This is a genomic window from Pseudoalteromonas sp. T1lg122, assembly GCF_002964825.1.
Lineage (GTDB): Bacteria > Pseudomonadota > Gammaproteobacteria > Enterobacterales > Alteromonadaceae > Pseudoalteromonas > Pseudoalteromonas gelatinilytica.
In genome coordinates this window covers 790,756-805,829 of the sequence record NZ_PQCG01000032.1, presented here as the reverse complement: position 1 = coordinate 805,829, position 15,074 = coordinate 790,756, and the positions used below count along the sequence as shown (strand labels likewise).

Below are 15,074 nucleotides of genomic sequence, written 5' to 3'. Positions count from 1 at the left end.
GGATATTTGCTAATCTAGCGGCCTTCCTTTTTTGTCTTTTTGAGGTGTATATGGCGTTCTTTTCTCGCTCGTTGTTAGCAGCGGCCATTACATTCTCTAGCTTTTCCAGCTACGCAACCCTAGAAAAAAAACAATGCGATGTAGAGCTAAGCCATGGCTTGATCATCACTGATGATGTCATTCGTATTGTTGATAAAGGTCAAACTCGCGTACAGATCAACAACGATAACCAATTGTTTATACGAGGTTATTGGGTTGATTTAAGCCCTGAAGAAAGCAAAGTTGTGGAGCAGTTCAGTCGAGGCATTAGGCAAACCGTCCCTGAACTTGTTGACCTGGCGACCGATGGTGTAAACCTTGGTTTAAGTGCCATCGAGCAAGTTGTTGAGGGTATGTCAGACAAAGAGCCTGAAGTGCTAAAAACTCAGCTGCAATATGTTGAGCGTGCACTGATGGATAAATTTAAGCGTGGTGATGACTTTTTCTTTATTGCCCCGCAGTCGCTGTCGAAAATCGATGACTTTTTTACCAAAGAAATCAGCCAAAAAATTCACTCTGCAGTCCACGGTTCACTTGGCGCTATTTTAGTTTCGCTAGGCGATGCTTTTAAATCGCGCGAAGGTAACATCGAAGACCGTATCAATGATATGGGGCAGCGTATGGATATCATCTCAAAAGAAATTGATAAATCACTGCAAAAGAAAGCAGAGCAATTAGAGATGAAGGCCTCAGAGTACTGTGAGTGCTTGAACTCGTTAGATGTCACCGAATCACGATTACAACAAATGGTGCCGGGGATGGCCGATTTTGATTTGGTACAAATAAAGTCTTAATACGAATTTAAAACGAGAAAGCCCAGCAGTTGCTGGGCTTTTTCGTTTTTACTTGTTTGAATTAGCTAAACTTAGCGGTTTCAGTTTCTAAATCGCTAGTAAGGCCTTTGATCAAATCGGTTGCAGTATGAGCCTGATTAGATACATTAGCCGTTTGTGAAGCCGTGTCGGAGATAGTTACGATGCGCTTGGCGGTGTCTTCACCAGCATCAAGCTGTTCTTTTGCAGCAATGGCTATTTGATGGCTCATTTGTGCAATTGCGCTGAGTGAGCTGGCAACCCGTTTTAGTTCTTCATTGGCTTTAGTCGACTTTTCAACGGTTTGTTCGCTGGTACTAATACTAAGCGAAACAGATGATTTGGCATCTTGGGTTGCAGCCTGCAGTTTGCCAATCATATTGCGGATTTCTTCAGTGCTGGTTTGTGTGCGCTGGGCAAGCCCGCGAACTTCATCAGCAACTACAGCAAAGCCTCGTCCTTGCTCACCTGCACGGGCAGCTTCTATCGCCGCGTTAAGCGCAAGTAAGTTCGTTTGTTCGGCAATACCTTGAATAACGGTAAGTACATTTGCGATGTTATTTACTTCATCATCAAGTACTTGAATGTTATTACCAGCGCTGTCAATTTGCTGCTCTAAAAGCGCGATGGTATCAGCAGCCTCGCTGGTTAAGTGGCTAGCACTTTGACCTTGCTGCTCAGCTTCTTGCACTGAGTAAGCCGCTTGCTCAGCATGTTCTACAACGGTTTGTGCTGAGGCTGTTAACTCGGTGATAGCAGAAGCAACCATTTGTGTTTCTTCGTTTAGGCTACGAGTCAGTTTATCGAGCTCAACAGAGCGATATTCGTTATCGACACTTTGGTTTTTTAAGCTATCTGTAACACCTTTAATGCCGCCAACAACGCCACGTAAACCTTGCTGCATGTAATGCATGGCAGCAATAATGCTCTCAGGTGGAGCATCTTGGCGAATATGTGAGTTTAAGTTGCCGCGAGAGACGTTTTTAACAATACCAATTACTTCGTCAATTTCGCCGCCCAAGGCATTGGTGAGCGATGAGCCAAAGCGAGCAATGGCAAAAGTTAGCGCAATGGCTATAAGCATAGATAAGCCCAGCAACCACTTTGCAGTATTCCAATAACGTTCATCAACTTCTTTGGCGCTAATGCCTGTACCAACATACCAGCCAAACAGCGGTGTTTTTTGCACGACAGAAGTTAGATCAACGGTTTCCCCATTACGCACCGAATCCCAGTGATAGGTGATGATTTTATTGGTTGTGTTGCCTACTAGCTTTTCGACCATACGGCCGATGCTGTTGCCGCTGGCATCTTTAAAGTCGTTAAAGCTGGTGCCGTGCAGTTCAGGGTCGTGCGGCGTGGCGACAAAATCTAAGTTGTTGTCGACGACATACACATATTCTGAGTCGTGGTATTTATTTTCTCGAAGTACCTGAATAGCGAGTTTTTTTGCCTGTGCTTCTTCGAGTTGATTGTTTTTAACCATCAACTCAAATTGCTCAACAATATTAGTGGTGCTCTTCATGAGCTGGTTGATACGCGCGATGTTGTCGCTTTCGCTGGCATGGCGTAAAGATTGTAAGCCGAGTAACGCTATCGCAGATAACGCAATAAACATAGCAATAGCAAATAAGGTGATTTTTGTTTTTAAAGCTAATCCTGATAACACAGTCAGCCTCCTTTATTATTTCCCCTGTTAACTTCTACCACGTTTATCTGGTTTTATTAAGGAAAAATGACAGCGTTATCATGATTTTTACTCAAGTACCTATTTAGAGCTTCAGTTCGGCTTCTGTTAGGGCACGATATTCACCGCTTGCAAGGTTTTCATCAAGGGTGATATCAGCTATTTTTTCACGATGTAATTCAACAACTTTATTACCTACAGCCGCAAGCATTCGCTTAACTTGATGGTATTTACCTTCGCAAATTGAAAGACGTAAGCTGTAGCTTGCAAGTTTTTCAACAATCGCAGGGCGAGTGAGCTCTTTTTCGTTGTGCAATTGCACCCCTTGCTCTAACGCTGCAATCGCTTCATCATCAATAGTGTCTTGAATTTCAACTAAATATGTTTTGAATTTGTTGTGCTTTGGTGCTGTAATTTTATGTGACCAGTCGCCATCATTGGTGATGATCACTAACCCTGTGGTATCGATATCTAAGCGACCAGCAACATGAAAGTCGCTCATATTTGGTTCATCAAGTAAATCAAATACCGTTGGGTGAAGGTCATCTTTGTTGGCACATACATAGCCCGCAGGCTTATTAAGCATGTAGTAGCGCTTACCTAAAAATACCAGAGGCTCGCCTTGCCAGCGCACGTCGTCATCTTGGTTGACAGAATAGTCAAATGAGGTGATCACCTCGCCATTAACGGTGGCGTATTTACGTTTGATACCTGCTTTGGTTTTACTGCGAGGTAACTCGGCAATATGGCTGATAAATTTATCTAAACGGCATGGAAATTTCATTGGGATCACATTTTTAGTCGGCTACAATGGCGGCGAGTATAGCGGATACTAGTTACCTATGACAGTACAGCAAGGACAAATATTACAGTATTACCAAGCGCAAATAGCCAAAGGTGATTTGCAAGAAGACCATGCCCAGCGCACAGCGATTAATGCTCTTGATAAACTAGCCACCGAACTGGCTTCACCAAGCCATTGGTGGCAAAGCGCAAAGCCAGTAAAAGGGGTTTATTTATATGGCCCAGTAGGGCGTGGTAAATCCATGTTAATGGACGTGTTTTTTAAGCTTGTTAATATTGAGGCTAAGCAGCGTTTGCACTTTCACCATTTTATGAAGCAAGTGCATGAGCGTTTGACTCAGCTGCAAGGGCAGAAAAACCCGCTGACGGTGATTGCTAAGGAGTGGGCAGAGCACATTCGCTTGATTTGTTTTGATGAGTTTTTTGTGTCTGATATTGGCGATGCCATGATCTTAGGTGGCTTATTCAACGCCTTGTTTGAGCAGCAAGTGGTGTTAGTGGCGACCTCAAACTGCCAACCGGAGCAGTTGTATCGTAACGGTTTACAGCGAGCACGATTTTTACCCACTATCGATTTATTAAATGAGCATTGCCATATTTTGAGTGTCGAAGGCGACAAAGATCATCGTTTTCGCTTTGGCAAACAAACCGAACACTATTTTATTGATAACAAAGAGGCGCTAACAGAGCGCTTTTTAAAGCAAGAGCAAGCGGTACAAAAGCAAACAACGATAGAAGTTTGCCATCGCAAGCTTAGCTGTATCTTGCTCGCTCAAGACGCCATTATGTTTGATTTTATGGCGCTTTGCTCAGGACCCAGAAGCACCGCGGATTATATTTATTTGGCAGAGCGTTTTCAGCGCGTTTATTTAGTCAATGTGCCGGTCATGGGGTGCGGAGCCACGGGCAAACAAATTGTGCATGGCATTGAAGATAGCTATCAGCGAGAAAAGCAGGATTTACAAGAACACTTTTTAGATGATGAAGCGCGGCGCTTTATTGCTTTGGTTGATGAGTTTTATGATCGCAGCCGATTACTGGTGATTTCGGCCAAGATGGGAATTAGCGATTTATATCAAGGTCAAAAGCTGGCATTTGAGTATGCGCGTACCGAGTCTCGATTAGTTGAGATGCAAAACTGGTAGAATTCGAAAAGATAAAAGGCGCATTAAAAATGCGCCTTTGTTGTCAGCCTAGCTGGGGATCTTCATATGTGCTTAAAAGCTATATTGAGCACCTACATACACGTAGCGACCTGCACCACCGCCGTATGCGCTATAGTAATTACCGCGTCCTGAAGGGTAGAAATCCCCTTTATTATCGAACACGTTATTTACACCACCGAATACGCGCAGTTGGCTCTGCTCACTCAGTGACATGGTGTAAGACGCTGAAATGCTGTGTTTTAAGAACGAGCCATAATCTTGGTAGGCAAGTTTCTCTGGGTTACTGATACATGTATCTTCACCAGCCTCACAGCGAGCATCGTTTTCGGCAACATACTCTTGGTAATCTTCTTCAAGACTTTGGCTTGCAATGAATGAACCTAAGTAATTAGTGCGCCAGCGAATACGTAAGTTGTCGTTTCGCCATGTTACTGACATCGAAGCTTTATCTTTGCTGCTACCGTAACCTGCGTAGTGGCTAGTCACTAAGCTGCCATCAAGCCCTTCATAGGTTTGCGAGTTTTCGATTACATGGTTGTAATCTAGTTTAAACGATAACTGACCTAGGTTATCTAAATCGAGTTTGTACTGTGCAACTACATCGTAACCGCGAGCAGTGAGCTCATCGAGGTTATATTGACGTTGTAAGATTTTAATAATATTACCTTCGCTGTTACGGGTAATGTCATTACAAAATACGTTGTCTTCGCCCCATGCAGCTTCAGAGTTGTAGCACTCACGCATGATGTTTTCATTACTGATCTGCGAAATCGCATCAACAATGGCAATATCGTAGTAATCAACGGCAAGATTAAAGTTTTCTAAAAATGCTGGAGCGACGGTGATACCAAAGGTGTAAGTATCTGCGGTTTCCTCTTTTAGATTTTCGTTACCAGTCCCCGGTGAGTAGCTGTTGTTCTCATCGCTAAATTCAAAGTCTGGATCAGCAGCAAGCTGCGAAGCTAACGTAGGCTCTTTGCGGCAGTTATCGTGACCAGGTTTGGTTGATGTTGCCGTTAAACCGTCACAAATATCATCATAGCTGTCGTAATCGCCACGCGGTGGTGACATTAGCTCTGTGATTGTTGGCGCACGTTGAGCACGGGCGTAGTTTGCTCTAAATGCATAGCCTTCGACTGGCTCCCAAAATACGCCTAGCTTGTAGCTGGCAACGGTATCCACATTATCCATGCTGTAATTTGCTAAACGTAATGAGGTTTCTGCGCTTAGGCTTTTTGCTAAAGGGGCATCTTTTAACAGCGGGATTGCAAGTTCTGCAAAGGCTTCATAGACTTCAACTTCACCATAAAAATTTGGTACATAGTTAAAGGTAATGCCGCCGCCTTTCATATCGTCGCTGGTTGAAAGGTCCTGACTATCTTTACGGTATTCACCACCAAATACAGCAGATACGGAGCCAGCTGGTAATTCAAATAAGTCACCTGTGATGTAGCCAACCACGCCATATTGTTTTATTTCAGTATCAATAATTGGGTTGGTGCGGATCCAAGCAGCCATTTCCTCGGTGACAGAGCCTTCACCAAATAGGTTAATTGGTACACAGCCCTCTGCGCGAGCTGCTTCATCAATACATTGAATGGTGCCATCTGCTAACTGTTCAGCTTGCAAAGCTTGATTAAGTTTTACGGTATTTAACTCATTGCTACGAACTTGGTGCTGGGTGAAACGACCATAACTTGCTGATAGATCCCAGTCCCACTCGCCGTTAAATAGGGTGCCTTGAAGACCTGCCCAGCTACGAATCGTTTTACGGGTATTATCTGTACTGATATTACCCACTTCACTGAAGCGGCGATCCCAATAAATGCGATTTTTATATGGGTTAGCATCAAGGATTTCTTGTGGCACATATGGGTTGTCGATTGGGATATAACCCGGTGCCACATCTGCAAGGGGCTCGCCAGTGGTAGGGTCGTAACGTGGTACATAGGCACCTTCGTATTCATCTTCAGGTGACTTATCGTTAAACGAACCGCTTTCACTGTATTGTACTTGTGCGTAGAACATTACATCGTCAGTTAAGTCGTAATCGATTTTCACTGCCGCTGAAACGTTATCGCTTGGAACATCAAGCATCACGTATTGATTTGAATTCACACCGTAAATTTCTTCGTTGTCTTTCCAATCATCACGTAGAGTTTGACCGTCATACCAAAACTGAGTGTCGTTGTTACTATTTTCTAAGAACACACCGCCCGGAATACCGTCGCTCTTACTCACCCAATCAGCTTGTGTGATATCGCGCATACACTGATAACCATCTTTAGTCAGCATTTGGTTACACATCTGCTCATCATCATAGCGATAAGCGTCTTCTACTTGCGCGCGTTTACGGTCGTAATAGCTCATACCGAAATCACGGTCCCAGTTGGCACTGAAGTAAGCATAACCACGTTCGTCAGCAAACGAGCTGCCGTAGTTTAAATCAAGGGTAAACTCTTTACCGCCGCCATCGGTGGTTTCACCTGTGTTCGCTTTAAAATCAAAGCCTTCTTTTTTTGATTGGGTGATGATATTCACTACACCTGCTACAGCATCGGCACCATAGGTTGCAGATGCGCCACCACTGATTATTTCAACGCGCTCAACCATGCCGCTCGGAATGGTATTTAAACTTACATAGTTGCCGCTATAGCTATTAGAAACAACACGACGACCATCAATCAGTGTGAGGGTACGGTTTGCGCCTAAATCTCGAAGTTGAACCGTCGATAAACCGGTCGCTGAAACACTTGATTGGCTGGTGGTATTACCTATGCTCTCGCTAAGAGCAGGCATGTTATCAACCAAAATATCAGATAAGTTGGTTAAACCTGTATCGGCAATGGCTTCACGGTCCATTGTGACCAGCGGTGTCGGAATTGAAAAGCTATCGCGTTTAATACGTGAACCCGTTACAACGATTTTTTCCGGCTCTTCAGTTTGTTCATTGGCTGTTGGGGTGGTGTTGGCAGTGCGGGCAATCTCAGCCTCATTGGCAAATGCATGTTGGCTAAAACCACTGGCAACAGCAAGTGCAATAGCACAAGGTTTGGTTAGTAGATTTCTCACAGGCGTTCCTAGTTGTTTTATTTTTAGTTTTTGGAACCAGAGTGATGCTCTTTTAAGGGCAGTTAAAATATACAGTGAGCAGCACTCTGGTTGGTCGGTATTGACGTGAAAATATTTATAGAAATGTGAACTTAACTACAATATTAGGTGGCTCGTTTATGTCTCTATTTTACATCTATTGAATATCTATTCTTTATAAATCAGTTGTTTGCATGGTTGGTGTTGTTAACTGTTTTGCAACGTTAAAGCTGGTGAAAGGGCCATTTTTAAGATAAATTGTTAGGGCTTTATACTGCTGTACTTCTAAAATGGGGTTTTATTTAGAGTTAATGGAAACATTTAATCGCGCTTATCAGCTGGGCTCATGCATTGTTAACCCGCTCGAAAATAAACTGATCTGTAATGGCAGTGAACAGCTTTTGCAGCCTAAGTTTATTGAGCTGTTAGCTTGCTTAGTGGCGCGATACCCCGAACCAATCACCCGTGAAGAGCTCATCAATCATGTATGGGAAGGCAATTTTTACGTGGGTGAAAAAGCCCTAACAAATGCAATTTGGCATTTACGAAAAGCATTCAAAGAACTCGATCCAGAACAAACTTACATAGAGACATTACGTAAAACGGGTTATCGCGTTTTGTTAAAGCCCGAGCCAATAGACGCAGCGGATAAAGAAAACCCTATAGGCTTTAGTGTAACAGGGGCGCAAATTCGCCAGCTGTTTGTGGCTTTGTGTGTCATTAGCTTGGTGGTGATGTATTGGTTGTTCTCTTCGCCTGCTAAGCAAACAAATACAAGCTTTGTGCTACCGCTTAATAGCATCGAAAGCGTGACGGCAAGCCCCGGTCGTGAGATTTATCCTTCAATTTCTAATGACCAACACTATTTGGTGTATTCATGGCGACAGCTTGGTAAACAAAATAATCTATATTTACGGGATTTACATTTTCCTGAGCACCCAGCAAAGCAATTAACAGACTCACCGTTTACCGAAGGACGCTCAGTGTTTAGCCCCGATGCCAATACTTTGTACTATTACCGCACGGCCTCTGATGTTTGTGAAATTGTAAAACTGTCTTTGATAAACGCCACTAGTGTCGTGCTAGGGCAGTGCAGTAATAACTATGCGCCTGATCTTGATATCAGTAGTGATGGTAAAACCTTAGCCTACATTGCTGATCACACTAGCGAGTCTGGTGACTATGTCACTCGTATCAAACTGCTTGATTTACAGGCAAAACAAACAAAAGAAACCGTTATTCCTTGTAATGATGATTGCGGCACTGTATATGAGTCTGTGTCGTTTTCGCCTGATGCACAGCGAGTTGTGGTTACACGTAATGTTAAAAACAATCAAAAAGCGCTGTTTTTAATTGATGTAAAAACAGGACAAAGCCAACGCTTAACTCATGACTTTGTTGATATTCATGGTGTGGATTGGCATCCATCTAAGGAGCAACTGGCGTTTAGTGCTGTTGAGGGTGGTAAACGTTATGGTTATTTCTACGATATTAATAATCAGACCCTAATCAACACGCAAATTGCTGGCATGAGCTCACCTAATTACAGTAGCGATGGCAGTGTTTATTATCATCAGTGGGATTTAGATAAGGTGATCACGCGGCTGAAAATCGACGAACAAGTGGCCAATTCGCCGTTTTCTATGTTGTCGACCAATTTTAGCTCGCTATTCCCTGAATATAATCAGCAGCAAAATAAACTGCTGTATGTGTCGAATGAATCGGGCAGTTCACAGCTTTGGATTGTTAACCCCGATAGCAGCTCGCGAAAGCAGCTTACTGACTTTGCTCATAACACCGGGGAAATTCGTGATCCAACTTGGTCAGCCGATGGACGCTATATTTTGTTTTCATTGTATGACAATGGCAGCACCCGCTTATATTTTTATGATTTCAAAGTAGAGCAAAGCCAACAAATCAAACTGCCATTTAGTCATGCAGTTAAACCCAAATTTAGCGCGGATAGCCAGCATATTTTGGTGTCTGATGGAGACTATCTTTACCGTTATGACTTAACAGGTAAAAGCCTCGGCAAAGCAATTGAGGTGCCAGCGCAGTATGGCGTTGAAACACAAACGGGCGATTTTTTATTTACTAATTCCCGCCATGCTATTTGGATTAAACATCATGATACGGGTGTTGAAGAAATGCTGGTGAATGATATTAAATTAGCGCGCAGTTATGCCTGGTTGCTGGTGGCAAAGAACGCGTACCATGAGGGGCGTATTTATTATTATAAAGAACGCTTAGGTGATTACCGAATTAGCTACTACGACTTAGCAAGTGAGCAGCATCATGATTTAATTGCCTTACCTGAGCGAGCTTATAGTCGCTCATCGGGTCTGACCTACATACCCAATGAGCGTTGGCTAGTTTACACTGCGTACTTATCGCCTGAGATAGAAATCAAGCGCTTACCGGCAGCCTATCTGCCAAAGTAATTAACACTTACGGTAAATATCAGCATCCATATCGTAAATATTAACGCTTAGGCTATACGAGCGGCGGCAATATGTTTTTAAGCAACTTAGCAATTGCTCACTGAGCATTTGCTTTTGCTCTATGGTTCTGCCTGCCATGATTGATGCGCCGATGTGGATAAAGCCATCTTTACCTTCTCCTAATTCGTAATGCTGATAAGCAATTGCACGAGTCTTTATGGTCGAAAGTTCAAATAAGCCAGAGTCAAACGCGGCTTTATGGACTTTTTCAACTAACACTTGTGGCAGAATTGGTAAGTCTTCTGAGTGTTCTATAACAATGTGCGGCATGGGGTCTTCCTTAAAAGCGGTAACTAAAACCGATGTTTGTTTGAAATTGGTTTAACACATCACCATCAAAGTGCCATAGACATTGATTGTCTTCTGAGGTTGGCAATGTGCACGATACGTTACTTGCATTATTTACAATAGTTGCCAGCCAGCGAGTTTCAACATAAACCCGGGCTTGTTCGGTAATTAAATAATCTGCGCCGGCATAAAGGCCTGAGGTAAAAAACGTATCGGAGTCGGCAAAGTCAGTACTGACATGATTTGCGCCAATTTGGGCACCCACAAAACCAACTACACGGTCAGCTAATGGCACTTCTACAGCACTTTGAAAGAGCAGGTATTGCATCTCGACTTGCTTGTTGGTTTGGTCTTTCATATCTAGTTCTGTTGCTGAATAAAAGAACCCATAGCGAGCATTATCAATGGTTCTATCTAGGCTGACTGTAAAATGGCTGTCATCCTCAAGCTCAATTTTTAGGTTTTCTTCGGTTTGCACCGAGTTAGTAAAGTTTTTGCCGAAACCAGCGCTAATAGAGTAGCCAGCGTGAGCGGTACTACTTAAGAACATTAAACACAGTAAACCAAGCGATTTTTTCATTGTTTAGGTGCTCGTTGTTGAAGATATTTTGAGATAGTATTGAAACATAGCAAGCAAATCGTTGTAAACGGACAACTATCGCTTTTTAATAAGGAACACTAGGATGAAGTTACTAAAATTAGCGGCACTTACTGCGCCATTGATTTTGTTGAGCGGTTGCTCGGATGACGCTGCTTCGGTGAGTTTAGGATTATTCACGACCAAAGATATTAAAGTGGTATCACAACAAGATCCGCTTATAAGCGGTGTTACTTGCCACATCAGCCATATTGAAGCGAATCTTGATTTTGCTGATCCATCTGATATGTCTATTGCCTGTCGTCAAACTGGCCCCATTACCGCTGACCAATTACAACAAATTGACCGCAGTAAATCGGGCGAAGTGGTTTTTAAGTCATCGAAAAGTATTTTGTTTAAATCGTTAAAAGTACGTCGTATTTATGATGCGCCAACACGTACTCTTTTATATTTGTCTTATTCAACGAAAGAGTCGAGCGGCAGCCATCATCATGCTTTATCAACTGTGCCTCTTTACAATACGGATGCATGGCAATGGGCACAATCACAAGAGTAATTTATGTTAGCGTTATTTAAGTCAGCTCCAGTTGTTGATGAGCAAGAGCAGCAGTGGTTAATCGATACCTTTTTATGGGCAGTTGAGCACTTTGATAGTGAATATTTTTTAAAACACACGCAAATCATTTTACCTAACGGGCAGTTCTTTCCTGATAGGGTGTCGAGCGTCAGTGAAATGGCTGAAAAGGTATTTAGTCGGGTTGTTGAGTATGCGGGGATGCAGGCGTGGCCAATTAACTTAGTTGCGCCATCTGGGCTTACACCTCAGGTGTTTCCGCATTTTGAGTTTCAAGACAGTTTACGCGGTAGCGAGGCAAGTTTAATTGTACCGGCAAATCATCCGGTGAATATCTCGTTTAACCCAAACCAAATCAATCAACCACAAGATTTAGTGGCAAGTTTTGCTGGTACCTTAGCGACTATTTTGATTCACCATGTGGGTGTCTTACCGCCCGGCGGTAAAGAGTACTTACCGCAAGCGAGCGATGCGTTGGCATGCTATTTAGGCTTTGGGGTAATGATGAGTAATACGGTGTATCAATTTAAAGGAGGCTGCGGCTGCGGTTATAACCCTTATGCCAATCGCCAAGCGGCGCTGACTGAGCCACAAACGCTATTTATGCATGCGCTAGTTACGCATTTTAAAGGGGATAATCAGTCGAAGAAGTTTTTAAAACCCCATTTACGCAGCCAATATAAAAAAGCGCAAAAGCAAATTAAAGCATTGGTGAGTGACAGTGCAAATCCGTTGTTATTGGCATTAGATGAACAAGCAGTAGGGTGATATTGAGTGCAGTATTTAGATGAGTTTTTATTGATAGCCATTGCTCACTTTTTTGCAGTAGCAAGCCCAGGCCCTGATTTTGCAATTGTACTCAAGCAAAGTATTCAACAGGGTCGTAAAAATGCGCTGTGGACCAGTGCCGGTGTTGGTGCGGCTATTCTTTTGCATATTGCTTATTGTGTATTAGGTGTGGCGTTAATTTTATCGCAGTCGCCTAGCTTATTTATGGCTTTAAAATACCTTGCAGGGGCTTATTTGGCATACTTGGGTGTGCAAGCTTTAACGAAGCGCAAAACCTAGCGATAGTAAACAGCAAACCCTTGCCCCTGCTGAGCCTGAATCTGTGTATAAAGCATTTCGACGCGGTTTTTTTACCAATGCCCTTAATCCCAAAGCAACACTGTTTTTTATGTCGTTGTTTACTCTTGTAATAAGCCCTGAAACACCTGTTGTAGTGCAGGCTGGTTATGGCGTGTATATGGCAATGGCGACTTGGCTGTGGTTTTCATTTTTATCATTGGTGTTATCAAAAGCATCAGTGCGAGCATTTTTCTTAAAAAGCGGATACTGGTTTGATAGAGGCATTGGCGTGATCTTAATTGCCTTAGCTATTCGCGTTGTTGTGTGAGGTAAGTATGGCGCTATATAACTTTTCATTTGGTTCTAATATGTCATCGAGCAGATTGCTGGCAAGGTTGCCTGAAGCAAAGCGGGTAGGCACAGCTATTTTAAAAGGCTATGAGCTGACGTTTGATATGGTAAGTACCGACGGCTCTGCAAAGTGTAGCGTGCGCAAAACAGATCAGGCAGATGCCTTAGTGTATGGCGTGGTGTATCAGTTAAACGAAGCTGAAAAGTCGATTCTAGATGACATTGAAGGGCCGCGTTATGACTGTGTGGATATTACAGTTGAACTCATTGATGGCGAGCAACTTGCTGCCCATTGTTATATTGCTAACACCTTAGATGAGTCTTTACTGCCATTCGACTGGTATCTTCAGCATGTTCATCGCGGAGCGCTTGAAGCAGGTGTACCAAATCATTACAGTGAAGCAATACTCGCAAGACCAAGTTGCGATGATCCAGATAAAACCCGAGCAGCGAGAGAGTTCGCTATTCACAACAATAAAAATCACCAAGGGACATTATGACATTTCGTAAATTAGCCGTTGCCGCGGCGCTGTTATCAAGCTGTTCGTTTTACAGTTATGCTGATATCGATAGTAAGAAAATTGAAAAAGTAATCGAAACTTCAATGGCACGTTTTGATGTGCCGGGTATGGCAGTGGCGATTGTTGAAAATGATAAAGTCGTATTAGCTAAAGGCTTTGGTATCGCAAACCTTGATACGGGTAAAAAAGTAAATAAAGACACCTTATTCGGTATCGCGTCAAACACCAAAGCATTCACCGCAGCAGCGTTAGCTAAATTAATTGATGAAGGTAAGCTGAGTTGGGATGACAAAGTGATTGATCATCTACCAGAGTTTCGTCTTTATGACCCTTATGTCACGCGTGAAATGACCATTCGCGATTTACTAAGCCACCGTAGCGGTTTGGGGTTAGGACAAGGCGACTTAATGATTTGGCCTGATACTGACAAATCAATTGAGGAAATCATCGCAGGTCTAAAATACTTAAAACCAGCGAGTAGCTTTCGCAGTAAATACGCGTATAACAACTTAATGTTTGTAACAGCCGGTGAGGTAGTAGCCCGTGTTTCAGGCATGAGCTGGAATGATTACATCGAGAAGAATATTCTTCAGCCACTTGATATGAAAAACTCACGTGCAGGTTTTTCACGTATTCCTAGTAGCAATAAAAACTGGGCGACAGGTCATATTCCAATGGATGGCCAACTTCATCCATTTTTTGTGAACTACCTTGAAGATTTTCGTGGCGCTGGTGCGATTGCATCAAGCGTGAGCGACATGAGCCAATGGCTACGCACGCAGCTTGCTCATGGCAAAATGCCAAATGGCCAGCAGTTATTCACTGAAAAGCAGCAGCAACAAATGTGGCATCCGCACATTACCTCAATGGCATCAAAAAGTGCTTATGAAGCTTACCACCAACAATTTAGAGGTTATGGTTTAGGTTGGAGCATTGAAGATTTCCACGGCATTAAAAAGCTAGGCCACGGTGGTGGTATCTTAGGTATGGTGTCTCAAGTGACTTTAGTACCTGAGAAAAACCTTGGTATTGTTATTCTGAGTAACCAGCAAGCATTCAGCGCGCTCTCTGCAGTGACCTATGAAGTGCTCGAAGATGCATTAGATCTTGAAGATAAAGACTGGGTTGAAGATCTTGCTAAAAAGCACTTTGAAGGTAAAAAAGAAGCTTACGCAAACGCAAAACCAGAAACACCTGCGGATTATCAACCAAAATTGCCGAACATCAACTACACAGGCACGCTGCACGATAACTGGTATGGTGATGTGGTTATTGAAGAGTTAAATGGCCAGCTACGTATTGATTTTACACATACAAAGCGTTTGAAAGGTCAGCTTGAGCATTACACAGGCAATACGTTCATTGTTAAGTGGGATGAAAAGTTACTTGAAGCCGATGCTTACATTGAGTTTCAAATGAGCCCTGATAACCGAGTGAGTAGTGCGAAAATGCGCGCTGTCTCAACGGCGGTCACAGACTTTAGTTTTGACTTTAGAAATTTAGATTTACGCGCTAAAAAGTAAACCAAAGTCGCAAAGCCACCGTTAGGTGGCTTTGTTATACTGGGGAAAAATA

12 protein-coding genes and 1 pseudogene are annotated in these 15,074 nt (G+C 43.0%); 8 read left to right on the top strand and 5 right to left on the bottom strand.

Annotated elements, in window-relative coordinates; all coding sequences use genetic code 11:
- Positions 1 to 50: 50 nt before the first annotated feature.
- Entirely contained in the window at positions 51 to 833 is a 783-nt protein-coding gene (locus C2M33_RS16060; RefSeq protein ID WP_063702994.1) for a YggN family protein, read from the top strand.
- Between the two features lie 61 nt (positions 834 to 894).
- On the opposite strand, the gene C2M33_RS16055 is transcribed toward C2M33_RS16060, so the two are convergent.
- Both C2M33_RS16055 and rsuA read right to left on the bottom strand, forming a co-directional pair.
- Positions 895 to 2,469, bottom strand: a complete 1,575-nt coding sequence (locus C2M33_RS16055) for a methyl-accepting chemotaxis protein (RefSeq protein WP_063703524.1) — start codon at positions 2,467 to 2,469, stop codon at positions 895 to 897.
- 154 nt (positions 2,470 to 2,623) lie between these two features.
- Entirely contained in the window at positions 2,624 to 3,322 is a 699-nt protein-coding gene (rsuA, locus tag C2M33_RS16050; protein WP_063702996.1) for a 16S rRNA pseudouridine(516) synthase RsuA, read from the bottom strand.
- Between the two features lie 58 nt (positions 3,323 to 3,380).
- On the opposite strand from rsuA, the gene zapE reads away from it, so the two are divergent.
- Positions 3,381 to 4,487 (top strand): cell division protein ZapE, encoded by a 1,107-nt coding sequence (zapE, locus tag C2M33_RS16045; RefSeq protein WP_105174890.1) that lies wholly within the window; start codon positions 3,381 to 3,383, stop codon positions 4,485 to 4,487.
- A 72-nt stretch (positions 4,488 to 4,559) separates the two neighbouring features.
- On the opposite strand, the gene C2M33_RS16040 is transcribed toward zapE, so the two are convergent.
- A complete protein-coding gene (locus C2M33_RS16040) occupies positions 4,560 to 7,580 on the bottom strand; it encodes a TonB-dependent receptor plug domain-containing protein (RefSeq protein ID WP_105174889.1) in 3,021 nt (1,006 codons plus the stop codon).
- Between the two features lie 329 nt (positions 7,581 to 7,909).
- On the opposite strand from C2M33_RS16040, the gene C2M33_RS16035 reads away from it, so the two are divergent.
- Positions 7,910 to 10,039, top strand: a complete 2,130-nt coding sequence (locus tag C2M33_RS16035; RefSeq protein ID WP_158685598.1) for a winged helix-turn-helix domain-containing protein — start codon at positions 7,910 to 7,912, stop codon at positions 10,037 to 10,039.
- On the opposite strand, the gene C2M33_RS16030 is transcribed toward C2M33_RS16035, so the two are convergent.
- On the bottom strand, positions 10,040 to 10,369 hold the full coding sequence (locus tag C2M33_RS16030; RefSeq protein ID WP_063703004.1) for a 5-carboxymethyl-2-hydroxymuconate Delta-isomerase: 330 nt from the start codon (positions 10,367 to 10,369) through the stop codon (positions 10,040 to 10,042).
- 10 nt (positions 10,370 to 10,379) lie between these two features.
- On the bottom strand, positions 10,380 to 10,967 hold the full coding sequence (locus C2M33_RS16025; protein WP_105174887.1) for an outer membrane beta-barrel protein: 588 nt from the start codon (positions 10,965 to 10,967) through the stop codon (positions 10,380 to 10,382).
- Between the two features lie 103 nt (positions 10,968 to 11,070).
- Between C2M33_RS16025 and C2M33_RS16020 the strand changes: the two genes are divergently transcribed.
- From C2M33_RS16020 to C2M33_RS16000, 5 genes and pseudogenes are all read left to right on the top strand, one after another.
- Positions 11,071 to 11,541 carry a CreA family protein gene (locus C2M33_RS16020; protein ID WP_055196731.1) on the top strand — a complete coding sequence of 157 codons (471 nt, stop codon included), beginning with the start codon at positions 11,071 to 11,073 and terminating at the stop codon, positions 11,539 to 11,541.
- 3 nt (positions 11,542 to 11,544) lie between these two features.
- On the top strand, positions 11,545 to 12,327 hold the full coding sequence (locus tag C2M33_RS16015; protein ID WP_063703008.1) for a hypothetical protein: 783 nt from the start codon (positions 11,545 to 11,547) through the stop codon (positions 12,325 to 12,327).
- Between the two features lie 6 nt (positions 12,328 to 12,333).
- A pseudogene (locus C2M33_RS16010) lies at positions 12,334 to 12,955 on the top strand (LysE family translocator).
- Between the two features lie 7 nt (positions 12,956 to 12,962).
- Positions 12,963 to 13,478, top strand: a complete 516-nt coding sequence (locus C2M33_RS16005; RefSeq protein ID WP_063703010.1) for a gamma-glutamylcyclotransferase family protein — start codon at positions 12,963 to 12,965, stop codon at positions 13,476 to 13,478.
- Complete coding sequence (locus C2M33_RS16000; RefSeq protein WP_063703012.1) at positions 13,475 to 15,022, top strand: serine hydrolase; 1,548 nt, start codon at positions 13,475 to 13,477, stop codon at positions 15,020 to 15,022. The genes C2M33_RS16005 and C2M33_RS16000 overlap by 4 nt, the downstream gene beginning before the upstream one ends.
- Positions 15,023 to 15,074 lie beyond the last annotated feature (52 nt).